Source organism: Pseudomonas sp. S2_H01 (assembly GCF_054668305.1).
The window spans coordinates 782,981-806,415 of sequence record NZ_CP162756.1 but is presented as its reverse complement, the minus strand read 5'-3'; the positions used below and the strand labels follow the sequence as shown (position 1 = coordinate 806,415).

Annotated in this window: 18 protein-coding genes and 3 pseudogenes; 9 read left to right on the top strand and 12 right to left on the bottom strand. The window is 60.2% G+C overall.

Going from position 1 to position 23,435, the window contains the following annotated elements:
• Nucleotides 1–36 precede the first annotated feature (36 nt).
• Nucleotides 37–2,073 carry an oxidoreductase gene (locus AB4N84_RS03570; protein WP_460045272.1) on the bottom strand — a complete coding sequence of 679 codons (2,037 nt, stop codon included), beginning with the start codon at nucleotides 2,071–2,073 and terminating at the stop codon, nucleotides 37–39.
• Nucleotides 2,074–2,289: 216 nt separating this feature from the next.
• Between AB4N84_RS03570 and AB4N84_RS03565 the strand changes: the two genes are divergently transcribed.
• On the top strand, nucleotides 2,290–3,198 hold the full coding sequence (locus tag AB4N84_RS03565) for a glycine betaine ABC transporter substrate-binding protein (RefSeq protein WP_460045271.1): 909 nt from the start codon (nucleotides 2,290–2,292) through the stop codon (nucleotides 3,196–3,198).
• Nucleotides 3,199–3,359: 161 nt separating this feature from the next.
• Here the strand turns inward: AB4N84_RS03565 and AB4N84_RS03560 are convergent, their stop codons facing one another.
• The 6 genes and pseudogenes from AB4N84_RS03560 to minD all read right to left on the bottom strand — a co-directional run bounded on the left by AB4N84_RS03560 (nucleotide 3,360) and on the right by minD (nucleotide 10,139).
• Nucleotides 3,360–5,522: a mechanosensitive ion channel family protein gene (locus tag AB4N84_RS03560; RefSeq protein ID WP_074752860.1), complete on the bottom strand. Its 2,163-nt coding sequence runs from the start codon at nucleotides 5,520–5,522 to the stop codon at nucleotides 3,360–3,362.
• A 177-nt stretch (nucleotides 5,523–5,699) separates the two neighbouring features.
• On the bottom strand, nucleotides 5,700–5,864 hold the full coding sequence (locus tag AB4N84_RS03555; RefSeq protein WP_167362053.1) for a hypothetical protein: 165 nt from the start codon (nucleotides 5,862–5,864) through the stop codon (nucleotides 5,700–5,702).
• A 151-nt stretch (nucleotides 5,865–6,015) separates the two neighbouring features.
• Nucleotides 6,016–7,305: a M18 family aminopeptidase gene (locus AB4N84_RS03550; RefSeq protein WP_074752569.1), complete on the bottom strand. Its 1,290-nt coding sequence runs from the start codon at nucleotides 7,303–7,305 to the stop codon at nucleotides 6,016–6,018.
• A 1,002-nt stretch (nucleotides 7,306–8,307) separates the two neighbouring features.
• Nucleotides 8,308–8,943: an RluA family pseudouridine synthase gene (locus tag AB4N84_RS03545; protein ID WP_074752568.1), complete on the bottom strand. Its 636-nt coding sequence runs from the start codon at nucleotides 8,941–8,943 to the stop codon at nucleotides 8,308–8,310.
• A gap of 130 nt (nucleotides 8,944–9,073) precedes the next feature.
• Nucleotides 9,074–9,328 (bottom strand): cell division topological specificity factor MinE, encoded by a 255-nt coding sequence (gene minE, locus AB4N84_RS03540; protein WP_037013831.1) that lies wholly within the window; start codon nucleotides 9,326–9,328, stop codon nucleotides 9,074–9,076.
• Nucleotides 9,328–10,139, bottom strand: a pseudogene (minD, locus tag AB4N84_RS03535) (septum site-determining protein MinD). Before minD ends, minE begins: the two are co-directional and overlap by 1 nt.
• A 50-nt stretch (nucleotides 10,140–10,189) precedes the next feature.
• On the opposite strand from minD, the gene AB4N84_RS03530 reads away from it, so the two are divergent.
• Nucleotides 10,190–10,351, top strand: a complete 162-nt coding sequence (locus tag AB4N84_RS03530; protein WP_460045270.1) for a hypothetical protein — start codon at nucleotides 10,190–10,192, stop codon at nucleotides 10,349–10,351.
• On the opposite strand, the gene minC is transcribed toward AB4N84_RS03530, so the two are convergent.
• Nucleotides 10,338–11,084 carry a septum site-determining protein MinC gene (gene minC, locus AB4N84_RS03525; RefSeq protein ID WP_074752566.1) on the bottom strand — a complete coding sequence of 249 codons (747 nt, stop codon included), beginning with the start codon at nucleotides 11,082–11,084 and terminating at the stop codon, nucleotides 10,338–10,340. The two genes, AB4N84_RS03530 and minC, sit on opposite strands and share 14 nt — an antisense overlap.
• Nucleotides 11,085–11,229: 145 nt before the next feature.
• On the opposite strand from minC, the gene AB4N84_RS03520 reads away from it, so the two are divergent.
• From AB4N84_RS03520 to AB4N84_RS03510, 3 genes and pseudogenes are all read left to right on the top strand, one after another.
• Nucleotides 11,230–12,162: a lipid A biosynthesis lauroyl acyltransferase gene (locus tag AB4N84_RS03520; RefSeq protein WP_460045269.1), complete on the top strand. Its 933-nt coding sequence runs from the start codon at nucleotides 11,230–11,232 to the stop codon at nucleotides 12,160–12,162.
• A gap of 64 nt (nucleotides 12,163–12,226) precedes the next feature.
• Nucleotides 12,227–13,121: pseudogene (locus AB4N84_RS03515) on the top strand (patatin-like phospholipase family protein); the annotation flags it as partial.
• Between the two features lie 62 nt (nucleotides 13,122–13,183).
• Nucleotides 13,184–13,432 (top strand): annotated as a pseudogene (locus tag AB4N84_RS03510) (patatin-like phospholipase family protein); the annotation flags it as partial.
• A gap of 151 nt (nucleotides 13,433–13,583) precedes the next feature.
• On the opposite strand, the gene AB4N84_RS03505 reads toward AB4N84_RS03510, so the two are convergent.
• The 3 genes from AB4N84_RS03505 to AB4N84_RS03495 all read right to left on the bottom strand — a co-directional run bounded on the left by AB4N84_RS03505 (nucleotide 13,584) and on the right by AB4N84_RS03495 (nucleotide 16,766).
• Nucleotides 13,584–14,438 carry a pirin family protein gene (locus AB4N84_RS03505; protein WP_074752563.1) on the bottom strand — a complete coding sequence of 285 codons (855 nt, stop codon included), beginning with the start codon at nucleotides 14,436–14,438 and terminating at the stop codon, nucleotides 13,584–13,586.
• Nucleotides 14,439–14,671: 233 nt separating this feature from the next.
• Nucleotides 14,672–15,475 carry an MlaA family lipoprotein gene (locus AB4N84_RS03500; protein ID WP_074752562.1) on the bottom strand — a complete coding sequence of 268 codons (804 nt, stop codon included), beginning with the start codon at nucleotides 15,473–15,475 and terminating at the stop codon, nucleotides 14,672–14,674.
• On the bottom strand, nucleotides 15,468–16,766 hold the full coding sequence (locus AB4N84_RS03495; RefSeq protein WP_074752561.1) for an alpha/beta fold hydrolase family protein: 1,299 nt from the start codon (nucleotides 16,764–16,766) through the stop codon (nucleotides 15,468–15,470). Before AB4N84_RS03495 ends, AB4N84_RS03500 begins: the two co-directional genes overlap by 8 nt.
• A 222-nt stretch (nucleotides 16,767–16,988) precedes the next feature.
• Here AB4N84_RS03495 and AB4N84_RS03490 point away from each other — a divergent pair, with 222 nt between their 5' ends.
• Nucleotides 16,989–17,348, top strand: a complete 360-nt coding sequence (locus tag AB4N84_RS03490; RefSeq protein ID WP_460045268.1) for a hypothetical protein — start codon at nucleotides 16,989–16,991, stop codon at nucleotides 17,346–17,348.
• Between the two features lie 734 nt (nucleotides 17,349–18,082).
• On the opposite strand, the gene AB4N84_RS03485 is transcribed toward AB4N84_RS03490, so the two are convergent.
• The gene (locus tag AB4N84_RS03485; protein ID WP_460045267.1) at nucleotides 18,083–19,717 is read right to left on the bottom strand and encodes a glycoside hydrolase family 17 protein; all 1,635 of its coding nucleotides are present in this window, start codon (nucleotides 19,715–19,717) and stop codon (nucleotides 18,083–18,085) included.
• Between the two features lie 500 nt (nucleotides 19,718–20,217).
• Between AB4N84_RS03485 and AB4N84_RS03480 the strand changes: the two genes are divergently transcribed.
• The 3 genes from AB4N84_RS03480 to AB4N84_RS03470 all read left to right on the top strand — a co-directional run bounded on the left by AB4N84_RS03480 (nucleotide 20,218) and on the right by AB4N84_RS03470 (nucleotide 23,408).
• Nucleotides 20,218–21,075, top strand: coding sequence for a glycine betaine ABC transporter substrate-binding protein (locus tag AB4N84_RS03480; protein ID WP_460045266.1), 858 nt, complete (start codon nucleotides 20,218–20,220; stop codon nucleotides 21,073–21,075).
• 366 nt (nucleotides 21,076–21,441) lie between these two features.
• Nucleotides 21,442–21,753: a DUF485 domain-containing protein gene (locus AB4N84_RS03475; RefSeq protein ID WP_062390323.1), complete on the top strand. Its 312-nt coding sequence runs from the start codon at nucleotides 21,442–21,444 to the stop codon at nucleotides 21,751–21,753.
• A complete protein-coding gene (locus AB4N84_RS03470; protein WP_460045265.1) occupies nucleotides 21,750–23,408 on the top strand; it encodes a cation acetate symporter in 1,659 nt (552 codons plus the stop codon). The genes AB4N84_RS03475 and AB4N84_RS03470 overlap by 4 nt, the downstream gene beginning before the upstream one ends.
• Nucleotides 23,409–23,435 lie beyond the last annotated feature (27 nt).

The following is a 23,435-nucleotide window of genomic DNA, read 5'->3' as shown; positions in this document are numbered from 1 at the left end:
CCGTCGCGCCTCGGTGCCTGGCCCGACGGACACAGCCTACAAATCCTTCACCAACCGCAGCGCGTCATAAATTGCGGCGTGGGTATTGCGCGCGGCCACCGCGTCCCCGATGCGGAACAGCTGGAAGCGTCCGTCCGGGTTGGTCACCAGGTTCTGCACCTTGCCCGCGATCAGGTCGTGCTGTTCCACCGCGCCGCCGTTACTGGAATGCGGACGCAGGTCGAAATACAGGTCATCCAGCGGCAACGTGCCGTGGTTGATCACCACTTGGTCGACCACACGCTCCTTGTTGACCTTGCCGTAATCGCTGCCGAAGACCGCCACCAGCTTGCCGTCGCGCCGCAGCACCGACTCCACGCGATAGGTCACGGTGAACACCACGTCCAGATCCTGCAGGCTGCGCATGTACGGCACCAGGTTCATCGCCATCACTTCCGGTGAAAAGGCACGGTCTGGGGTTACGATCTCCAGCCGTGCGCCACTCTGCGCGATCACTTCGGCGGCTTGCAGCGCGGCGTGATCCCCCGCGTCGTCGAAGATCAGCACGTTCTTGCCCGGTTTGACGTCCCCGGAAATGATGTCCCAGGCCGAGACCACCAGGTCGTTGCCTGCCTTCAGCACTTCCGTATCCGGCAATCCGCCGGTGGCAACGATGACCACGTCCGGTTCCAGATCCTGCACCGTTTGCGCTTCTGCCCACGTATTGAACTGAAACTTCACGCCCATGCGTTCGCACTGCGCCATGCGCCAGTCGATGATGCTGATCATCTCGCGGCGACGCTCGCTCAACGACGTGAGACGGATCTGCCCGCCGGGCTGGGCCGCAGCCTCCAGCACGGTGACGTCATGGCCGCGCTCAGCCGCCACACGCGCCGCTTCGAGTCCGCCAGGGCCTGCGCCGATTACCACGACCTTGCGTTGCGTCGCGGCCTTGGGAATCTCGTGCGGCATGGTGGTTTCACGACCGGTCGCCGGGTTGTGGATGCAATAGGCCGCACCGCCCTGATAAATGCGGTCCAGGCAGTAGTTCGCGCCGACACAGGGCCGGATGTCCTCTTCGCGTTTCTCGATGATCTTGCGCACGATGTGCGGATCGGTCATGTGCGCGCGGGTCATGCCGACCATGTCGACCTTGCCCGATGCAATGGCGTGGCGAGCCGTCGCCACGTCGGGAATCTTGGCGGCGTGGAAGGTCGGGAAGCCCGTCGCGGCGCGGATTTCGCCGGCAAAGTCCAGGTGCGGCGAGTTACGCATGCCCTGGATCGGGATCACGTCCGTCAGGCCGGCATCGGTGTCGATGTGCCCTTTGACGACGTTGAGAAAGTCCACCAGCCCGCTGTCCTTGAGCTTGTGGGAAATCGCGATGCCTTCCTCGGCGCCGAACCCGCCCGCCAAGTCTTCGTCGCCGGTGTAGCGCACGCCGAGCAGGAAGTCCTCACCGCATTGTTTGCGAATCCCGCGCAGGATGTCGAAGGTGAAGCGCAGGCGGTTGTCCAGCGAGCCGCCGTATTCCCCTTGAAGGTCGTTGGTCAGCGGCGACCAGAACTGGTCCATCAAATGCCCGTACGCCTGAAGCTCCAAGCCGTCCATGCCGGCGGCTTTCATGCGTTCGGCGGCGTCGACATAGTCCTTGATGATGCGCTGGATGTCCCATTCCTCCAGCTTCTTGGGGAACGACCGGTGGGAGGCCTCGCGCCGATGCGAAGGTGACACCACCGGCAGCCAGTCAGCCTTGTCCCAGCGTGTCCGACGCCCCAGGTGCGTCAGCTGAATCATCACGGCCGCGCCGTGCTCGTGGCATTCGTCTGTCAGGTCCTTGAGCCAGCCCACCACTTCATCCTTGTACGCCAGCACGTTGTTGAACACCGGCGGACTGTCACGGGACACAGCAGCCGAACCTGCGGTCATGGTCAGTGCAACACCGGCTTTGGCGCGCTCCACGTGATAGGCCCGGTACAAGTCTTTCGGCATGCCATCGACCGGATAAGCCGGTTCGTGGGAGGTGGTGATGATGCGATTTCTGAGGGTCAGGTTCTTGATCTTGTAGGGCTGCAGCAGCGGATCGCTGGACATCGTGGGGCGCTCCTGTCGGGGAACATCAGGCTTGGTTTGACGCAAAATTAGGTGGAATGTACATGAGTGTCAAGCATGGATGACGCAGGTGTACATTTCGCTTGCGCCCCCACTCGCTGTGTGGCTACTATCGGCCGAACAGCTGGCCGAGACTGGCGATTCGACACTTTCACTGCCGCACCCAGTAACACCCATACACGACAGGGGACATGCACGATGGATGCTTATTCGCCGTATAAGAAAAAACGTATTGGTTGGTTAGCAGGGATTGCCTTGACGACTGTGAGCCTGATGAGCCACGCCGCGGATCAACCGCCTGTGCGCATCGGATGGGTGAACTGGTCGGACACGGAAATCACGGTGAAGCTGGCCAACCTGGTGTTGGAAGATCAGTTGAAACAGCCGGTCAAGCTGGTGATGGCCGACATCGGCATTCAGTTCCAGGCCATGGCCAACGGTAATATCGATCTCATCCCGATGGTCTGGTTGCCGGGCACGCACAAGGCTTTCTACGACAAGTACAAGGACAAACTCGAAGACTTGGGCGTGCTGTATGAGGGACGCATCGGCATGGCGGTGCCGGACATCGTGCCTGCCAGCGAGGTGTCGAGCCTTGCTGACCTTAACAAGCCGGGCATCTCGGAGAAATTCGACGGCAAGATCCTGACGTCCGAGGTGGGCAACGGGCAGTACAAACTGACCGAGAAAGTCCTCAACGATAAGAAGATCGTCGGCTACAAAATGGTCGCGTCTTCGGAAAGCGGCATGCTCAGTGAACTGGACCGCAACCTCAAACGCGGGAAGTGGTCACTGGTCAACGCCTGGAGCCCGCACTGGATGTTCGCCAAATACCCGCTGCGTTACCTGGATGACCCGGAGCATCTGTTTGGCGGCACCGAGCAGATTCATGTCGTCGCCCGCAAAGGGTTCAGCGCGCAGTATCCGAAAGTGGCGCAGTTCTTCACCCACTTCTCCATCCCGCAGGCTGATTTGCAGTCGATGATGTCCGAAGCGCGGGAGCAGGGCAGCTCACCTGAAAAAGTCGTAGCCGCGTACTACGCCGCGAACAAACAGCGTTTTGCGGCGATGGTTGAGGGCAACAAGACGGCGGCAATCAACCCGTAACGTCATCTGCAGAGATCGGGTTGCCGCGCCTCTGATGGGCTGGCAGCCACCCTCTCTGTGGGAGCGAGCTTGCTCGCGAAGGGGCCTGTGCGGCCATGCAGCTGCGTTGGACCGGCTGACGTCTTCGCGAGCAAGCTCGCTCCCACAGGTTATGCGATGCATCAGTTGGCCGATGCATCATCCTTCTTCCCGCGCAGCTCACTCACGCTGCCGCCGCTGGTGCTGACCTGCACGTTCAAACGCGGTGTCGCCAGGTCCATCCCCGCTTCATCGAGATAGCGTTTGAGCGACAGGTTGAACGCCCGGGACACTTCCCATTGTTTGATCGGGGCCGTCTTGAAGCGCGCCCGCAGGATGGCGTTGCCCGACTCGAAACTCTCGACACCCTGAATTTCCAGCGGCGACCAGATGTTTCGGCGTTGCAAGGGGTCGGTGCGCATCTTCTGGCCGACGTCGCGGATCATCTTCAGCGCGTCGTCGATGTTCATGTTCGACGGAATGGCGATGCGGAAGATGGCGTAGCCGAACTCCCGCGAATAGTTCTGGATGCTTTTGATCTCGCTGAACGGGATCGTGTGGACGATACCGTCGATGTCCCGCAGCCGGACCGTGCGGATGGTCAGCCCTTCGACCGTGCCCAGGTGTCCGCCCACGTCCACGTAATCGTCGATCGCCAGCGAGTCCTCAATGATGATGAACAAGCCGGTGATCAGGTCCGCCACCAGCGACTGCGCGCCGAAACCGATCGCCAGGCCGATCACACCGGCGCCCGCCAGAAGCGGCGTAACGTTCATGCCCATGTTCGCCAGCGCCACAATCACGGCGATGATGAAAATGGTCACGAACAGCACGTTGCGGATCAGCGGCATCATGGTCTGCGCACGGGCGTTGGCCAGGCCTTTGCGCGAGCGGGTCAGGGCGTGATGAATCGCAGTGTCGGCCAGAATCCAGACCAGCCAGGCGAACATCAACGTCGTCGCAAGGCCTGCAAAGCGCACGCTGATGTCGTGACCGTCGCCTTCGGAAAAGCGAATCAGCGACAGGCCCCAGACCCGCAGGCCCAGCTCGATGAACACAAGCCAGACCACCAGATGCACCACGGTGTAGAAAAAGCTTTTCAATCGGTCCGAGTAGAGCGCATGGCGTTTGTGGCCGTGGGACGGTTTCTGCGAATGGCGACGCACAAGGCCGTTGAGCACCATGCACACCACCAACAACACGGTGCAGATCAGCGACTGGCGCAGCGCGGTGCTGGTGTCGCCCGCCGAGAAGAACGTGGCGAACAGCGAGACGCCCACCAGCACCATCGCAGGCAAGTACCAGAAGCTGCCGAGAATCTCGATGGTGTCGCTCAGCGCCCGGCGTTTCAGGCGCCGGGACAGCGGCTGATTGCGGATCAAGTGCGCAATCGGGCGACGGAAGCGGACGATGAACAGTCCTGTGGACACTGCCGCCATGACGTTGGCCAATGTGGCTGCTGTATGGGCCAGATGCACGCCCAGGCTGGCGACAAGGCGTGGATCACTCAAGGCTTCGCCGAACGCCGCGAAGCTGCCGATCCACCACAGTGGACGGAAGGCCTGATGGCGCAGGATATGCAGCGCCTGATGCCGGTGCGGACCGTCCAGCAGCGAAAACGCGATCACGCAGATCGCCGAAAACAACGTGCCGACCACCAACGCATAAGCCAGCACCATCGCCAGGTCGCGGCCCAACGACGGCGGCAGGGAGTAGCTCAGGTAGACGGTGATCACCAGCGCGATCAGCCAAGGGCCGAGTTTGCGCAGGGCAAAGCGCAGCATGTCAGAAGGGCGAGGGTGTTGCGGCAGTTCTTCCGACAGGCCGAAACGCACGCGAACCCGGTGGCTGAGCCAGATCAGCGCCGCCGCCAGCAGGCTCCACAGCGCAATGACCACGGCGAAGCCGAAGATGATCGGCCACCACTGGTTGGCCGGCAGCATCAGGTCCATCAGTTCCTGCTCGGCCAGCGATACCTCGTCGCCCCATCGGCTGAGCGGGCTGTCATCGCCGGTGAACTGCTTCTCGAAGCCCGACAGCGTGCTCCCGATCAGCCCCAATACACCCTGTTCGGCGGTGGGTTGGGCTTTCTTGGTGGCGTCACGGAGTTTTTTCAGGTCATCAAGCAACTTGCTGCGTTGCTGATCGTTCTCCAGCGAGGTGATCACCTCGTCGAGTGACTGACCCAGCGGCTCTTGTGCCTGGGGCTGGGCTTTCTGGCCGCTCAACAGGCTGGGCAGGCCAGCGGCCTGGGTCAGCGCGAAGGGAAACAGCGTCAGCAGACAAATCAGGAACAGGCGCGGCATGACGGACAGGCGGGCGGAAACAATCACCAGGCAATGAACCTCGAATCGACAGGCGCCTCATGCGACCAGGCGACGTCGGCCGGGCATTCAGGCAAAAAAGTGAGTTTACGAGCGGTGTCAGGTGTTGGCGAGAAGCATTTTGCGCTGCAACCCGCCAATCACTTCACGTTCGTGGGATCAGGTGAGCCTGTCCAGGATGTGAATTGCGGCAGTGCCGAGCATCAGCACCATGCCAAGGGTGATCGACGCAACGCCGCTGCGGTATTCGCGATAGCTGAAGCCCACGCACAGCATCAGCATCCCGATCACGACCGGGATCAGGATAGAGAAATAGTCGTCCATGATGGCTGGCCCTCTGTTTGTGACAGATACAGAGAGTCTAGGCCGGATTTGTCAGCGGGAGCGGCGAGGGCCGCAACACCTGCGTTGAGGTGCTCGTTGGCTGACGAAAGCGAAAGCATTCGCCAGCCTGTTCACACAGCGGTTGCGTTGCCTATGGCAGCTCTGCGCTGGCGTAAAACGCGCTGAGCACCTTCACCAGATGCGCCAGGTCCTGACTGCCCGCCAGCTCACGGATGGAGTGCATGGCGAAGGTCGGCAAGCCGATGTCGACCGTGCGCACGCCCAGATGACCGGCGGTGATCGGGCCGATGGTTGAGCCGCAGGCCATGTCGGTACGAACCACGAAGCTCTGCACCGGCACTTCCTCGGCCATGCACAGATGACGGAAGAACCCGGCGGTTTCGCTGTTGGTGGCATAACGCTGGTTGGTGTTGACCTTGATCACCGGGCCGGCGTTGAGTTTCGGGCCGTGGTTGCCGTCGTGCTTCTCGGCATAGTTCGGGTGCACGCCGTGGGCGTTGTCGGCAGAGATCAGCAGCGACTTCTGGATGGTGCGCACATAGTCGTCGCCCTCGGGCAGCAGACGTTGCAGCACTTGCTCCAGCATCGGGCCATCAGCGCCGCAGGCGGAGGTCGAGCCGACTTCTTCGTGGTCGGTGCAGATCAACAGGCATGTTTCGTCGCCATCGGCATTGAGCAACGCTTGCAGACCGGCGAAGCACGACAGCAGGTTGTCCAGGCGCGCGCCAGCGATGAAGTCGCCGTTGAGACCGATGACGGCCGCGCTTTGGGTGTCGTAGAAACTCAGCTCGTAATCGAGCACCACGTCGGCGTTCAGGCCATGCTCACGGGCGAGCTGGTCGGTGAGCAGTGCGCGAAAGTCTGCACGCTCGTCGCCAGCGACTTGCGCGAGAATCGGCGGCAGTTCGTTCTGCGGGTTGATCGGCCAGCCTTCGTTGGCGGTGCGATTGAGGTGGATCGCCAGGTTCGGGATGATCGCGATCGGCAGTTTGAAGTCGATCAGCTGGCTTTCGACCTTGCCGTCACGGCGGAAGGTGACACGGCCGGCCAGCGACAGGTCGCGGTCGAACCACGGGGCGAGCAGGGCGCCGCCGTAGACTTCGACGCCCAGTTGCCAGAAGCCCTGGCGCTGCAGTTCGGGCTGCGGCTTGACGCGCAGGCACGGGCTGTCGGTGTGTGCGCCGACCAGGCGGATACCGCCGATCAATGGCGAAAGACGGCCGAGTTTGAAGGCGACGAGGGAGGAGTCGTTACGGGTGACGTAGTAGCGGCCGCCGGCTTCGGTGTGCCATGGCTCACGTTCGTCCAGGCGCTGATAACCGGCGCCTTCGAGACGTTGCACAAGGCTTGCGGTGGCGTGAAACGGGGTGGGAGAGGCCTTGAGGAAATCGATCAGGCCTTGGTTCAACTCTTCGCGCATAAGTTACTCCAGACAGCAATGGCGGGAGTTTACAGGCCTCTGGGTGAGGTAGCGAGCTTGGTGGTTGTAGGATTTTCTGATCGTTCACACGCAGAAACGTCTGATCGTTCCCACGCTCTGCGTGGTAATGCATCGTTTGACGCTCCGCGTCGACTTGGACGCAGAGCGTCTTGCCCTGCATTCCCACGCGGAGCGTGGGAACGATCACCCAGAAACTTCCGAATGACGCAGTCCCTGTAGGAGCGCGCTTGCTCTGGGCCGCACTCGGACGATCTACCGCGCAGCGGAAGCAAAATCAAGCGACTCGATGAGGCCTGACACCCCGCGTGCACAGGTCTTGCTGCCGGTTCCCGGCAGATCGCGGGACGAGCCACGCTCCTACGCCTTCCAGGCAAAAGCAAGGCTGTGCCAGGCATAACGTGCGTTCCCTCCGGCCAGGCTCGGGATTGAGGAGGGTTCGCGGCTTTTGATTCTGGCCGGAGGCCGTAGGAGCGCGCTTGCTCTGGGCCGCACTCGGACGATCTGCCGCGCAGCGGTAGCAAAATCAGACGACTCGATGAGGCCTGACACCCCGCGTGCACAGGTGTTGCTGCCGGTTCCCGGCAGATCGCGGGACGAGCCACGCTCCTACGCCTTCGGCAGAATCAAAAGCGGGGCAGCGAACTGCTCCTGCTCTCGCTTTTGATCTTCATACCGAGAACGTTTGGACGACACAAAACGCGACTTGGGTGCAGGCTGAACGCAGGCGATGCGGAGTGGGCCGAGCGGCATGGATGCCGCGAGAGCCGCCCCCCGCCATGGATGGCGGATGGCGGCGGGCCCACGGAGCGTCGCCGGAGTGAAGGAACCTCGACGAAGTCGAGGCCAAACCGGGAGCCTGAAACCCTTGGTTACTTGGGGTTATCAAGTAACTCGCCGAAGGCGAAACAGGTCTGGCGTTAGCCAGGACTTACACCAGCACCGCAGAGCACCCGAATGAACGCAGTAATCCGAGCGGCAGAATCAAAACGGCGCAGGACACTCAAACCGCAACCGCTCTCCCGAAACAGGATGGGTAAACGCCAACATACTCGCGTGCAGACACAACCGTGGGTACGCCGCCAGCGCCTCGGGATGCGCATACAGCCCGTCCCCCAGCAACGGATGCCCAATCGACAACATATGCACCCGCAACTGATGCGAGCGTCCGGTAATCGGCGTCAGCTCGACCCGGCAATGCGTGTCAAAACGCTCCAGCACCTTCCAGAACGTCAGCGCATGCTTGCCGAACTCGTGATCCACCACATGCCGGGGCTTGGTCGGCGGGTCGTAACGCAAGGGCAAATCGATGCTGCCGCTGTCCAGCGCGGGTTGTCCCCAGGCCAGCGCGGTGTACGCTTTCTCGGTTTCCCGGTCATGAAACTGACGAGACAGTTCGCGGTGCGTGTCCGCGTCGCGGGCCAGCAGGATGATGCCGGAGGTTTCCCAGTCCAGCCGATGGACGATACGCGCCTCGGGGTAGCCGTTTTCCTGCAGGCGCGTGATCAGGCAATCCTTGTTGTCGTCGGCACGACCGGGCACCGAGAGCAGCAGGGTGGGTTTGTTCACCACCAGCACGGCGTCGTCCTGATGGAGAATGTGAACATTGGACAGCGGCATCAAACAGCCTCGTAGCTAAACGGTCTCGTCGCAAAAAACAGACCCGTTGAAAGCACCAACGGCGGCTCGCTCACCCGCACCCCGCAAAAGGGTTCAGGTGACCGAGCCGCCGTGGCGACTGCCGTTTCGATCAACGATCAGGCAGGGTGATATTGAGTTCCAGAATCGAGCAGCTGCCGTCGTTTTCCAACGCGACATGCACGTCATCGTTGCCGATATTGACGTATTTGCGGATGACCTCCACCAGCTCCTTCTGCAAGGCTGGCAGGTAATCCGGAGTGCTGCGTTGGCCGCGTTCGTGCGCCACGATGATCTGTAGACGCTCTTTCGCTACCGACGCGGTGCTTGGCTTTTTGTTGGCACGAAAGAAGTCAAAAATACTCATTAATTACCCCCGAACAGACGTTCCAAAAATCCTTTTTCTTTACGTCCAGGAAACGGTGCTCGACGGCTTTGCCCAGCAAACGATCAACGGCGTCACTGTAGGCCTGTCCGGCATCGCTCTGGTCATCGAGGATCACCGGCACGCCCGAGTTGGATGCCTTGAGCACCGCCTGGGATTCCGGGATCACGCCGAGCAAGGTGACCGAGAGGATCTCCTTGACATCTTCGACGCCCAGCATTTCGCCATCGCTCACTCGCTGCGGGTTATAGCGGGTCAGCAGCAGGTGTTCCTTGATCGGGTCTTCATTGTTTTCAGCGCGGCGGGATTTGCTCGCCAGCAGGCCCAGCATACGGTCCGAGTCACGTACGGAGGAGACTTCCGGGTTGGTCACGACGATCGCTTCGTCAGCGAAGTACATGGCCAGATGAGCGCCTTTTTCGATACCCGCCGGGGAATCGCAAACCACGAACTCAAAGTCCTGCTTGAGTTGCATAAGAACTTTTTCGACGCCTTCCTGGGTCAGCGCGTCTTTGTCACGGGTCTGGCTGGCCGCCAATACGTACAGATTCTCAAGGCGCTTGTCTTTGATCAGGGCCTGTTGCAGGTTGGCTTCGCCGTTGACCACGTTGACGAAGTCATAAACGACGCGACGCTCGCAACCCATGATCAGGTCGAGGTTACGCAGGCCGACGTCGAAGTCGACGATCACTGTTTTGTGGCCGCGCAGAGCGAGACCGGTACCGATAGCGGCGCTGGTGGTGGTCTTGCCCACACCACCCTTGCCGGATGTAACCACGAGAATCTTGGCCAAGGTGAATCACCCCTAGAGGAAAAGGATTTTTAGTCCCTGAAGAGCCCCTCGTGACACAGCGTGATGCGAGCAACGGTGAAGACACGCGCCTGATGGAGGCTCATGTTTCGAGAAAACAAATGAATTTCCCGGATTTCCTTTCCCTTTGCATCGTTTTCGCGGTGAATCAGAGTGGCTTTGAAAATGGCGCAGTATCCGTTAAAGACGGGTGATGTTCAACACGTCGCCGGACAGACTGACCTGTACCCCGGCTCCCCACAGAGGATCTCTGCGCAGGTCTTCGGAAACCTTGTATTGCCCGGCGATGGAGACCAGTTCAGCCACCATTTGCTGGCAGAAAATCCGCGCTTTGGTATCGCCTTTGATGCCTGCCAGTGCCCGACCCCGCATGGGACCATACACATGGATGTTGCCATCGGCGAGAAGTTCCGCGCCCGGGCTGACGGAGGAAATCACCACCAGGTCCGAGCCTTGGGCATAAATCTGCTGACCGCCGCGCACCGGGGCCGTGATTATCTTGGTCGGCTTGATCAGCGGCTCGGGTGGTTTCTCGATGATTTCAGGCTTTTTCCGGACTTCGCCTTCCGTCGGATCGAGCGGTCGCTCCCGCGCGCCGGACGGTGGCAACACGGGCAGGTCGATGGCGATGGCGGCGGCGATGTCTTCAATGCGGTTGGCGCGGATGGCCAATGTGCGCAGACCATGCTGGCGGCAGATGCGCATCATTGTCGGCAGGTCAATCGCGCCTTCGTTGGGCGGCAGCTTGTCCAGCGCCAGTACCAGCGGGGTATTGCTGAAGAAGTTCGGGGCCTGGGCGACTTTTGCCGCCAATTGACGATCCAGCGCTTCGAGGTTGTTGCGGGCCAGTTCCAGCACGGTGATGGCCAGCATGCTGCCCTTCAACTGGAACACGGGATCCTGGTCTTGCAATTCGATTTGGCTCATGTCGGCATACAGCGGCTTGTCGCTAAAAGTGCCGAGACTTATAACGAGAACGCCCGCGAGTCGCAAGCGAGCTGCAACCGACGAACCGCCACCGATCCCGTCGAGACGATGTAGAATGCCCGCCTTTGCCTTGACGGAAGCTGTAATGGATCGCCCGCGTTTTCGAGCTCAATTTCTTCATCCACGCTACTGGCCGCTCTGGCTGGGGCTGGGTTTGCTCTGGCTGGTCGTGCAGTTGCCATTTCGAGTGCTGGTGGCCATCGGCCGGGCGCTGGGTAGCGTCATGTATTACTTCGCCACCGATCGGCGGATCATTGCCGCGCGCAATCTGGAGCTGTGCTTCCCGCAATACGCCAAGGCCGAGCGCAAACGTCTGCTCAAGGAAAACTTCGCTTCCACCGGCATCGCCTTCTTCGAAATGGCCATGAGCTGGTGGTGGAGCCCGCAACGGTTGGCCAAGCTGGCCCATATCGAAGGGCTGCAGCACCTCAAGCAACCGCATCTTGAAGGGCAGGGCGTGATTTTGATGGCGCTGCATTTCACCACCCTTGAAATCGGTGCGGCATTGCTTGGCCAGCAACACACCATTGACGGCATGTACCGCGAGCACAAAAACGCCTTGTTCGATTATGTTCAGCGCCGCGGCCGTGAGCGTCACAACCTGGATTCGATTGCCGTTGAGCGCGAGGACGTGCGCGGGATGATCAAGCAGCTGCGCAAGGGCCGCGCCATCTGGTACGCACCGGATCAGGATTACGGCGCCAAGCAGAGCCTCTTCGTGCCGCTGTTCGGCATTCCGGCCGCCACCGTGCCGGCCACCAGCAAGTTCGCCACCCTTGGCCGGGCGCAAGTGGTGCCGTTTACCCAAGAGCGTTTGGCGGATGGCAGCGGCTACAAGCTGGTGATCCACCCGCCGCTTGAGAACTTCCCCGGTGAAAGCGATGAGGCCGACTGCCTGCGCATCAACCAATGGGTCGAGCGCGCTGTCACGGCATGTCCGGAACAATATCTGTGGGCGCATCGGCGTTTCAAAAGCCGACCGCCGGGCGAGCCGAAACTGTATAAAAAGCGTGGTTGAACCCCAGAGCTGAGCCTTCATGACGACAAGCGCAACAGAACAAAAACCAGTCAACAGCGCTTCAATGCGGTCGCAGGTCCCGGATGCCATCGAACCGGTCACCGGTCTGATCCTTTCTGGTGGTGGTGCCCGGGCGGCCTATCAGGTCGGCGTGTTGGCGGGCATCGCCGACTTGCTCCCGGTCGGTGCCAAGAACCCTTTTCCCGTCATCGTCGGCACCTCGGCGGGTGCGATCAATGCGGTGAAGCTTGCCAGCGGCGCGGCGCAGTTTCGTACCGCAATCCATGAACTGACTGACTTCTGGCAGGGCTTTCGCAGCCATCAAGTGTTGCGCAGCGACTGGGCGGGTGTGATTCGTCAGGCAGCACGATTCTTCGGTCGCAGCCTGCTGGGCATCGGCCGCAAACAAGTGCCCGTCGCCCTGCTCAACAGTTCGCCGTTAAAGGACCTGCTCACTCAGCGGCTTAATCTCGACGGGATCGACGAGGCCATTGAGGCGAAGCACCTGCACGCGGTGGCGGTCACGGCGTTTGGGTACGAGTCGGGCCAGGCCGTCACCTTTTATCAAGGTAAGGGCACCATCGACGCCTGGTTGCGGCATCGGCGGGTCGGCGTGCCGACCCGGCTGACGGTCGATCACTTGCTGGCCAGCTCGGCGATCCCTCTGTTGTTCGCGCCGGTCAGGCTGGAGCACGAATATTTCGGCGACGGTGCAGTGCGTCAGTCGGCGCCCATCAGCCCGGCCTTGCACCTGGGCGCCAATCGCGTGCTGGTGGTCGGTGTCAGTGGCAACCCACGCGGGCTGGGCGCGAATACGCCGGTGCAGCGCGCGGTGAGTGGCATGCAGCCGAGCCTCGCGCAGATTGGCGGGCACATGCTCAACAGCACGTTCATTGACAGCCTTGAGAGTGACATCGAGTTACTGGAGCGGCTGAACCTGTTGAGCCGCATGCTGCCAGCCCAGACGCTTCATGAGCCTTCACCGCACGTCTCGGAGCAGCCGACGCCCGCCCAGTCGCTGGCGCCGGTCGAAGTGTTGGTGATTTCTCCCAGCCAACCCATTGATGAGATCGCTGCACGCCATCGCCGGGAACTGCCGCCTGCACTGCGCACGTTTCTGCGCGGCCCGGGCGCGACCAAGACCAGCGGGGCGGGGGTGCTGAGTTATCTGCTGTTCGAGTCGGGGTATTGCAGTGAGCTGATCGAACTGGGCCGCGGCGATGCGATGGCCCAGAAGGAGCAGTTGATGAGGTTTTTGCGGCTGGATTGATTCAGTCCTGTGCTGGCACGCTGAATGTGTAGGAGCCGGCTTGCTGGCGAAAGCGGTGTTTCAGTCACCTGATTCAGTGCCGGGTATACCGCATTCGCCAGCAAGCCGGCTCCTACGCCTCCCACGCACGCAGCGAAAGGGGAGTCAGGTATCACGCCGTCAGCTTGTCATCCCGAAAATCGCGCAGCGCCTGTTCGATCTCTTCACGGCTGTTCATCACGAACGGGCCGTATTGCACGATAGGCTCGCCCAACGGTTTACCGGCAATCAGCAGCACCTTGCTGTCGACCGATGCGGTCAGTTGCAGCTCGCCGTTTTCCGACAGTCGGGCCAGACGGCTCTTGCCGAGTTTTTGCGTTTGACCGGCGATCTCCACCTCACCTTCGTACACATACAGCAGCACGCGGTGGCCTTCCGGGACTTTTGGGCTGATGCTCGCGCCCGCCGGCATATGGAAGTCGAAGTACTGCGGCTCGGTGTCCGGACGCTGCACTGCGCCGGCCTGTTGCGTCTGACCGTCGTCAAACTGCCCGGCGATGACCACCACCTCTACGCCGTTCTGCGTGGTGATGCGTGGGATGCGTTCCGGCTGGATGTCGTCGTAACCGGCATCGCCCATCTTCGATTTGCCTGGCAGGTTGAGCCATAGCTGGAAGCCGCGCATCACGCCTTCTTCCTGCTCCGGCATTTCGCTGTGGATCACGCCGCGCGCGGCGGTCATCCATTGCACACCGCCGCCTTGCAGCAGGCCGACGTTGCCCATGTGATCTTCGTGGCGCATACGGCCTTCGAGCATGTAAGTGACGGTCTCGAAACCACGGTGTGGATGGGGCGGGAAACCCGCGATGTAGTCGTCAGGTTTGTCGGAACCGAACTCGTCGAGCATCAGAAACGGGTCGAACACCTCGACGCCGGGACCGCCGAAGACGCGTGTCAGCTTGACGCCTGCGCCGTCCGAGGTCGGTTGACCGGCCTGGATTGACAGCACTTTGCGTAATTGAGTCATGGGGCTCACTCCGGAACAGGTGGGAATGGCGCCTATGGTATGCCTGTTGAGGCGATAGATGGTTGATGATTTTGCGAGGGATTGATCGGGGTTTTAGATGAGTTTGAAGGCGTATGCGATCACTTGTAGGAGCCGGCTTGCTGGCGAATGCGGGGTGTCAGCCGACTCATTTGCGACTGATTTAACGCGTTCGCCAGCAAGCCGGCTCCTACAGATCGCTACTGACTGGAGGCTTATTCCGAAATCTGCAACTTGCGCGCCTCGGTGTACACGTACCGCACCTTCTCGTACTCGAACGGCGAGTCCATCTGTCCATACCGGAAGCTGGTGGTATAGCGCCGGTCGATCGCGCGCAGCAGGTAGAGCTCGGGATGGTCTTCGCTGACCTGCGCAACGTTCAGGAAGTTGATCTGCGATTCGGCGGTGAAGTCGAACACCAGGCCGCCCGTATCACGGAAGTTCGACGGGCCGAGGATCGGCAGGACGAAGTACGGGCCGGCCGGCACGCCGTAGAAGCCCAAGGTCTGACCGAAGTCTTCGCTCTGCTTGGTCAGGCCCATCATGGTCGCCGGGTCCCACAGGCCGGCGATGCCGATTGTGGTGTTGATGATCAGGCGTCCTGTCGTGGACATCGAACGCTTGCCCTTGAACTGCAACAGGCTGTTCAGCAGGTTGGGGATATCGCCCAGGTTGCTGAAGAAGTTGCTGACGCCAGTGCGCACGAAACTGGGCGTGACGTATTTATAGCCGTTGACCACGGGCAGAAAGACCCATTCATCAAACCGGTAGTTGAAGTGGTAAACCCGACGGTTCCACGACTCCAGCGGGTCATAGACGTTAAGGGCGTTGAGCGAGGAACGCTCGAACTCCTGCGCATCCAGGCCGGGGTTGAATTTCAGCGACTTCAACGGCTCGGTGAAACCATCGTCGTTGTCCAGGCGCTGCACGGGCGCGGCCTTGGAGACGATCGGCGCATCGGCCGCGTGAACGGCGCCTGCACAGAGCAGAGCGGCAATAAGCAATAGACGTTTAGCCACGGAAAAACTCCAGCATGGCGTCGCTGTTGACGCGATAGTTCATGTTGCCGCAGTGACCGCCATACGGGTAAACGGTCAGGCGATCGCCAAAGGTCTTGCGCAGGAATCCGAGGTCGCCCGGGCCGAGGATCACGTCGTCGGCGTTGTGCATCACGGCAATTTTCTTGCTGGTGCTGAGGTAATCCTTCAGTGCATACAGGCTGACCTGATCGACCAGTTGCAGCAGGCTGCCACCGTCGGTGCGGGCGCGCCACATCGGGATCACCTGTTCGGTCACGTAGCAATCGAAGTCGCATTGCAGCGCGCGCTTGAGGAACGGCGTCAGGCTGGTGCCTTCGCTGATCGGCGTCTTGGGCGGCGTAATCAGGCCGCGTCGGTTGATCAGGTCTGAAGTGAACGCGATGTCGGCGGCCGAGAAGCGGAACGAGGTGCCGATCAGCATTGCCATCTGCTCGTTGGACAGATGCTGTTTGGACTGCTGGAAGTCGTAGAGCAAGGCATCGTTGAGGTCGATGTAGCCTTTCTCGCGGAAGTAACGGGTCAGCTTCTGCAGCACCAGCTCATAGAAGGTGGTGCTGTTGGTGATGCCCTTCACGTCGGTCTGGACCATTTTGTCCAGGTTGGTGATCGAGGTGTAGAGGTTCACTGGCGGGTTGATCAGCAGCACTTTCTTGAAGTTGAAGCTGCGACGGGTTTCGTCGAGCTTGCTCACAAAAGCTGCGTCCAGCGCACCGAGGCTGTAGCCGGTGAGGTAATACTCGGTAACTTGCAGCTTGCTCTGCTGGGCACGCACGGCCTGCATCACCCGGTACAGGTCTTCGGCGTCTTCGGACGTCACGCCGGGCGTCGCGAAGCGTGAGGCCGCGCTCATGAAATCGTAGCTGGTGGGCGACGAAAGCTGCACGACGTTGTAGCCCGCTCCGTAATAAAGCCGCTTCAGGTATTCATTGAGGGTGCTGTTGTACGGGGCGCCGGTGCCGGCAATAAGAAAGATCAGCGGAGCGGGTTTGTCCTGTTTCGCCAGGCGGTAACGCAGTTTCTTCACGGCCCAGAAGTTGTCCGGGAGCGTGAATTCGCGGTCGGGGCGCAGGGTCAGGCTGTAGTCATCCTGATCGATGTCGGCGTCCTCCGGCACTTTGGCGCGCAGGTCGGGCGGCGTGGTGGCGATGGTCGCTTCAAACGGGTTGGTCAGAGGGAAGCCATAGCTGGACGGGTCGATGTCGACCGCCATCACGGACGCACTCAAGAACAAGCCGCCAGAGAGGGCGGCGAGGCGCAGAAAACGAAGCATGACTAAATCCCTTGGGAAAGAAGTGCTGTTGAGATACGCAGGCTATGACACGGGTGTAGTGCCAAAGTGCCGTGCTGGCAAGCAAGCCCGGTACAGACCCTAGGCGACAATACACGTTCTGGCACATTTGGCGTGTCCGGCTGTGCTTTTTATGTGATGCGGTATCTGTCTCCAGGCGGCTGCGGCTATGCTGGGCGTCGTTTTCCAGAGCTGGGGTGTTCCGTGTCGCGTCGTCTGTCGCTGGTGGTTTTGTTCGTTGCGCTGGCCCTGTGGCTTGCCGCTGCCTATGGCGTGCGTTACGGGCTGATGGAAGATGTGCAATGGGTAGGGCTGTGTTCCGAAGGTGCCGCGAAATGGCAATGTCAGGTGCGCTCGAATCTGGGCCTGATGATCCATTTCGGGGTATTTGGCTGGGGAGCGCTGATTGCCTCGGTGATCGCGTTTTTTGTACCGCGCCGACTGGGCCGGATCCTGGCGCTGATCGGTTTGCTGCTGGGGATGCTGTCACTGGTGCTGTATAGCGCGAGCCTTGCCGTGTTCGCCGTGGTGATTGCCGGTTTGCGGCTGGTGCGCGCTGCCTGATAACCACCGGTTGAACACCGACCCTGTAGGAGACGTCGCAGGTTACGACGGCAGCGAACGCGGTGTGTCATTCACTGTGAATGTCGCTGACCCACCGCATTTGTCCGATCGCGGCCTGCAGCAAACCGGCTTCTACCGTTCAGGGGCGTGACTGAAAAGAAGTCCCAAATCCCAAACGCCAGACAGCATAAAGGGGAGCCGAGGCTCCCCTTTAAATCGTTGCACGTGCTCTTTTCTTATTGTTTTAGGGCGGTCTATTGTTGTTTTTGGCAACCAGTCCCTTTACAGCGTTCTTCAGTGATCCCCATCCGGGATACAAGAGCAAACGTATTTTTTTGAGCGCTGATCTGCTTTGATCCAATTCGCTTGTGGCGAAGATCCAACCCGTTCCGGACGCTACCTGAAGGTAGTTTTATTGTTCTCTGTCGGGCTGCGAGGCCAAGACCTCGCTAAAGCACATCTACTCCAAAAAAATCTGTTGGCTGCGTCTCTGTACCGTTGTTCTTGTTATGTCAGAGCCGATTCATCTTATTTTTATTGGGTTTTCACATTTTGTTCTTGTTATGCAGGAGATATAGCAGGTGCCGTGCCAACTTTTTAAATCTCTTGCAAATCAATGAGTTATAGAAATCAGATGATTTCAAGGCCAGCGCGCGCAAGCCATTCTGTTTCCGTGTTACCCGTATTCTGTTTTGGAATCCCGCCATCGGTAACACAATGTGTTTCGTGTGCCGTCACCCGTTCGCGCGCGCGGGTAACGGCGACGTCGAAGGCTGGACGTCCTGTGATCTCGCGCCCACATTCAGGCTGCGCCACAGCGCCAACGTCATGAGTGCGCTGACCACTGCCCACGCCCACGCCTGTGGATTGCTCAACCCTTCTCGGAACAGTTGCGGGACGATGCCCGCACCCACGATAAAGGCCAGCAAGCCGATTTCCCGGCGCGGCGCATTCACGGGCATTACTAACACGGGGCTTACTGACACGGGCCTTACTAAATAGAAGAGCGCGGGCAGCCACAGGGTCGCGGTGGCGAAGCTGCGGTAACGCGGATCGAACACCATCGCCAGCATCATGACCGCCCCGGCGAACCCTGCGGCACCCAGCCACCACGCGGCGCGGGATTCGAACCAGGTGAACGCACGGCCGCGCCAGCCGGATCGTTCGCTCAAGGTCAATGCCGCATGCGCCAGCACCAATAGATTGAGCACCGTCAAGCTCACCGCCCACAAGTATTCGCCTGCGAACCGGCTGGTCACCCGCGCCAATTCGCCCCATGTACCGATGCAGCCTGCACCAAACACCGCGAGCAGCGGCAGGATCAGGGCACTGCGTGCGCGCGTGACCTGTCCGGCCAGTGCCAGTGTCGCCAGGCTGATCACACCACTCACCGCCAGCCAGAACCCCCAGTAGGGCAGGTTCGACACCGGGCCTGCCAGTACGCCTTTCTCCTGGCGATCGGCGTCGAACAAACCCCAGTAACCGCCGACCGCGCCTTCGGCTTCGCGCTTCCAGGGTTGGTCGAAGGCCTCGATCAGGTTGTAGTGCCAGCCATTCTGTTCGGCCATCGCCACAAAACTGCGGATGAACTTCGCTTCGTTGACCCGACTCGGCAAGGCGGTCTCTCGCTGACGGCCTTCGCTGGGCCATCCGGTTTCGCCGATCAGGATGTCCTTGGGGGCGAACGTGCTGCCGAAGGTCTGACGGATCTGCGCCACATGGGCCAGCGCCTCATCGATGCCTTTCGGGTCGTCCTCCCAGTACGGCAGCAGGTGAATGGTCAGGAAGTCCACGGCAGGTGCGATTTCCGGGTACTGCAGCCAGTACTCCCAGACGTCGGCGTAGGTGACGGGCTGCTTGACCTGGGCCTTGACCTGACGAATCAGTTTCGCCAGTTGCGCGCCCGTCACTTCTTTACGTAACAACGCCTCGTTACCCACGATCACTGCGGTGACAACATCCGGGTAGGCGTTGGCGGCCGCAATCAGCGCCTTGACCTCCTTGGCGGTGTCCTCGGGGTTGGCATTCACCCAGGCGCCCAGCATGACTTTCAAGCCATGTTTGCGCGCCAGTTCAGGGATCGCCTCCAGGCCGGTCATCGAGTAGGTCCGAATGCACTCGAAGCGTGTCGCCAGCAGCGCAAGGTCAGCATCCATCCGCGCCGGGCGCAACGTGAGCGGCTGGTCGAACGGCGATTGATCCTTGTCGAACGGCGTGTAGGACGCGCATTGCAGCTTGTGAGTCGGGGTCGCCGCGTCCGGCAGCACCACCGGTTTCCCGAGCCAGTACCAGTAGCCGGACAGGGCGATCAAAGCAATCAGACAGGAGAAAAGATAGAGAACGACAGGCGAGCGGGAGGTGGCGGGCATGATCGGGCCGAGAGAGGGCAGAGGGCCGCAGTCTAGCAAGCCAGCGCCATTACATCTGTAGGCGCGTGGCTCGTCCCGCGATCTGCCGGGAACCGGCAGTAAAGCCTGAGGCGTTGGTCATCGCTGGCACACACAAGGCGTCTGGTTTACGACTGCTTCTCAGCCGATCGCGGGACAAGCCACGCGCTTACCCATGAGCGCGACACAGGATACTAAATGAGACATGCAATTTTCGGACGGACTGCCACCCGTTTTACGACCTGTTTGTCGTTGATGGCCCGGTGATGTCGTTTCCCGGTGCCTGAGTGTCGCCCAGAGGAAAGGGGCGAGGCCGGTGCCGGTCGATGATCGAACCGTCAACGCAGCGAGTGCGGCTGCGCAGGCAAGTGGTTGAGGCGTGAAAGGTGCGCGACGCGCCAAACGTGGGCGCAGGTCGCGGCCTTATAAGAACGTTAACGATTCCCGACGCCGTCGGGTTCAGGACTACCGGGGAAGTAACGATGAAGATTCGAAATATCCTGGGTGCAGGCGCCGCTCTGGCCCTTGCCATCAGTTCCACGCTGGCCGTTGCCGCTGACAAACCGGAGCTCAGCATCGGCTACGTGGATGGTTGGTCGGACAGCGTCGCGACCACCAACGTGGCTGCCGAGGTCATCAAGGAAAAACTGGGTTACCCCGTCAAGCTGCAAGCCGTCGCGGCCGGCATCATGTGGCAGGGCGTTGCGACCGGCAAGCTGGACATGATCCTGTCCGCCTGGCTGCCCGTGACCCACGGTGAGTACTGGGCCAAGAACAAGGACAAGGTCACCGACTACGGTCCGAACTTCAAGGACGCCAAAATCGGCCTGATCGTGCCGGAATACGTGAAAGCCAACTCGGTGGCGGATCTGAAAACCGACGAGTCCTTCAAGAAGAAAATTGTCGGCATCGACGCCGGTTCAGGCGTGATGATCAAGACCGACCAGGCCATCAAGGACTACGGTCTGGATGGCTACAAGCTTCAGGCGAGTTCCGGCGCCGGCATGATTGCCGAGCTGACCCGCGCTGAAAACAAGAAGGAATCCATTGCCGTGACCGGTTGGGTGCCGCACTGGATGTTCGCCAAGTGGAAACTGAAGTTCCTCGAAGATCCAAAAGGTGTTTACGGTGCTGCTGAAACCGTCGACAACATCGGCAGCCTGGAGCTGGCCAAAAAAGCGCCGGACGTGGCTGAATTCCTGAAGAAATTCCAGTGGAGCAGCAAAGATGAGATTGGCGAAGTCATGCTCGCCATCCAGGACGGCGCCAAGCCTGAAGCCGCCGCCAAGGACTGGGTCGCCAAGCACCCTGATCGCGTCAAAGAGTGGACCGGTAAATAAGTTGCCATAAAGATTTAATCTTCAAGAAACCGCCTGTTGAGTGATCGCCAGGCGGTTTTTTTCCGCCGCTACACACTCACTGTGGGAGCGAGCTCCCTCGCGAATACCGTGCATCACTCCTCATTTATTCATTCACCGACCCCTGCATTCGCCAGCAGGCCGGCACCCCACGGCCTCCGGCCAGAATCAAAGCCACTGCGTAAGGCTGTTACGCCAAACATGCCTCTGGTTTTTCTCTCGGGCCAGAAAGTGCAGGTCCGCGCACACCAACTAATGTCGTTCTAATACTAAGGTCGTCTGGAGTGCGCCTCAGAGCGGACTAAAGTGGAATACGTGACATCCATCTGTGCTGCGAGGACAAAAACAATGAACGACAGCATTTACCTCTCGATTCAGAACAGTGCCCGTTTCAAGGAACTGGTCTCGAAAAGGGAACGATTCGCCTGGATTCTCTCGGCGATCATGCTTGGGCTCTATGCCGCATTCATCCTTTTGATTGCGTATGGGCCTCAGATTCTGGGCGCCAAACTCAGCGCCACATCATCCATCACTTGGGGAATGCCAATCGGCGTCGGCCTGATTGTCTCTGCATTCGTGCTGACAGCCATCTACGTTCGCCGTGCCAACGGTGAGTTCGATGACCTGAACAACGCGATCCTGAAGGAGGCACAGCAATGATCCGCCCTCTGGTTGCGACCCTTGGCCTGTCTGCATTCGCACCGACCCTGTGGGCGGCCGATGCGTTGACGGGCGCTGTACAGAAACAGCCGCTGAACATCGCGGCGATCGTCATGTTCGTGGTCTTCGTAGCGTTTACGCTGTGCATCACTTACTGGGCTTCGAAAAAGAACAAGACGGCAGCGGATTACTACTCGGCGGGCGGCAAGATCACAGGCTTTCAGAATGGCCTGGCGATCGCGGGCGACTACATGTCGGCGGCGTCGTTCCTGGGTATTTCCGCGCTGGTTTACACCTCTGGCTACGATGGCCTGATCTACTCGATCGGCTTCCTGGTGGGCTGGCCGATCATTCTGTTCCTGATCGCCGAACGCCTGCGTAACCTGGGCAAATACACCTTCGCTGATGTGGCGTCCTATCGCCTGAAGCAGAAGGAAATCCGTACCCTCTCTGCCTGCGGTTCGCTGGTGGTGGTGGCGTTCTACCTGATCGCGCAGATGGTTGGCGCAGGCAAGCTGATCCAGCTGCTGTTCGGTCTGGATTACGCGGTTGCCGTGGTACTCGTCGGTATCCTGATGTGCCTCTACGTGCTGTTCGGCGGCATGCTGGCCACGACCTGGGTACAGATCATCAAGGCCGTGATGCTGTTGTCCGGTGCGTCGTTCATGGCGCTGATGGTCATGAAGCACGTCAACTTCGACTTCAACGTGCTGTTCTCCGAAGCTGTGAAGGTTCACCCTAAAGGTGAGGCGATCATGAGCCCGGGCGGTCTGGTCAAAGACCCGATCTCGGCATTCTCCCTGGGTCTGGCACTGATGTTCGGTACCGCTGGCCTGCCGCACATCCTCATGCGCTTCTTCACCGTGAGCGACGCGAAGGAAGCCCGTAAATCGGTTCTGTATGCGACTGGCTTCATCGGCTACTTCTACATCCTGACCTTCATCATCGGCTTCGGCGCGATTCTGCTGGTGAGCACTAACCCTGCGTTCAAGGATGCAGCGGGCGCACTGTTGGGCGGTAACAACATGGCCGCTGTCCACCTGGCCGATGCAGTGGGTGGCAGTCTGTTCCTCGGCTTCATCTCGGCGGTGGCGTTCGCCACGATTCTGGCGGTGGTTGCCGGTTTGACCCTGGCCGGTGCCTCGGCGGTGTCGCATGACCTGTACGCCAGCGTGGTCAAAGGCGGCAAGGCCAACGAGAAAGACGAGATCCGCGTATCGAAGATCACCACCATCGCTTTGGCGGTTGTGGCGATCGGTCTGGGGATTGCGTTCGAGAGCCAGAACATCGCGTTCATGGTGGGCCTGGCGTTCTCCATCGCAGCGAGCTGTAACTTCCCTGTGCTGTTGCTTTCGATGTACTGGAAGAACCTGACCACCCGTGGCGCCATGATCGGTGGCTGGATGGGGCTGATCAGTGCGGTGGTGCTGATGATTCTTGGCCCGACCATCTGGGTGCAGATCCTGCATCACGAGAAGGCGATCTTCCCGTACGAGTACCCGGCGCTGTTCTCCATCGCCATTGCGTTTGTCGGCATCTGGTTCTTCTCGGTGACAGACAAGTCGAAAGCAGCGGAAGGTGAGCGTGCGTTGTTCTTCCCGCAGTTTGTGCGTTCGCAGACCGGGCTTGGGGCAAGTGGTGCGGTGTCTCATTGATTTGAATGTTTAAAGCAATATAAAACC

Bases quoted from the DNA above. Each gene is read 5' to 3' on its own strand.
- AB4N84_RS03570 (WP_460045272.1), bottom strand. From the start codon at position 2,073: ATGTCCAGCGATCCGCTGCTGCAGCCCTACAAGATCAAGAACCTGACC.
- AB4N84_RS03565 (WP_460045271.1), top strand. From the start codon at position 2,290: ATGGATGCTTATTCGCCGTATAAGAAAAAACGTATTGGTTGGTTAGCA.
- AB4N84_RS03560 (WP_074752860.1), bottom strand. From the start codon at position 5,522: ATGCCGCGCCTGTTCCTGATTTGTCTGCTGACGCTGTTTCCCTTCGCG.
- AB4N84_RS03555 (WP_167362053.1), bottom strand. From the start codon at position 5,864: ATGGACGACTATTTCTCTATCCTGATCCCGGTCGTGATCGGGATGCTG.
- AB4N84_RS03550 (WP_074752569.1), bottom strand. From the start codon at position 7,305: ATGCGCGAAGAGTTGAACCAAGGCCTGATCGATTTCCTCAAGGCCTCT.
- AB4N84_RS03545 (WP_074752568.1), bottom strand. From the start codon at position 8,943: ATGCCGCTGTCCAATGTTCACATTCTCCATCAGGACGACGCCGTGCTG.
- minE (WP_037013831.1), bottom strand. From the start codon at position 9,328: ATGAGTATTTTTGACTTCTTTCGTGCCAACAAAAAGCCAAGCACCGCG.
- minC (WP_074752566.1), bottom strand. From the start codon at position 11,084: ATGAGCCAAATCGAATTGCAAGACCAGGATCCCGTGTTCCAGTTGAAG.
- AB4N84_RS03520 (WP_460045269.1), top strand. From the start codon at position 11,230: ATGGATCGCCCGCGTTTTCGAGCTCAATTTCTTCATCCACGCTACTGG.
- AB4N84_RS03505 (WP_074752563.1), bottom strand. From the start codon at position 14,438: ATGACTCAATTACGCAAAGTGCTGTCAATCCAGGCCGGTCAACCGACC.
- AB4N84_RS03495 (WP_074752561.1), bottom strand. From the start codon at position 16,766: ATGCTTCGTTTTCTGCGCCTCGCCGCCCTCTCTGGCGGCTTGTTCTTG.
- AB4N84_RS03485 (WP_460045267.1), bottom strand. From the start codon at position 19,717: ATGCCCGCCACCTCCCGCTCGCCTGTCGTTCTCTATCTTTTCTCCTGT.
- AB4N84_RS03480 (WP_460045266.1), top strand. From the start codon at position 20,218: ATGAAGATTCGAAATATCCTGGGTGCAGGCGCCGCTCTGGCCCTTGCC.
- AB4N84_RS03475 (WP_062390323.1), top strand. From the start codon at position 21,442: ATGAACGACAGCATTTACCTCTCGATTCAGAACAGTGCCCGTTTCAAG.
- AB4N84_RS03470 (WP_460045265.1), top strand. From the start codon at position 21,750: ATGATCCGCCCTCTGGTTGCGACCCTTGGCCTGTCTGCATTCGCACCG.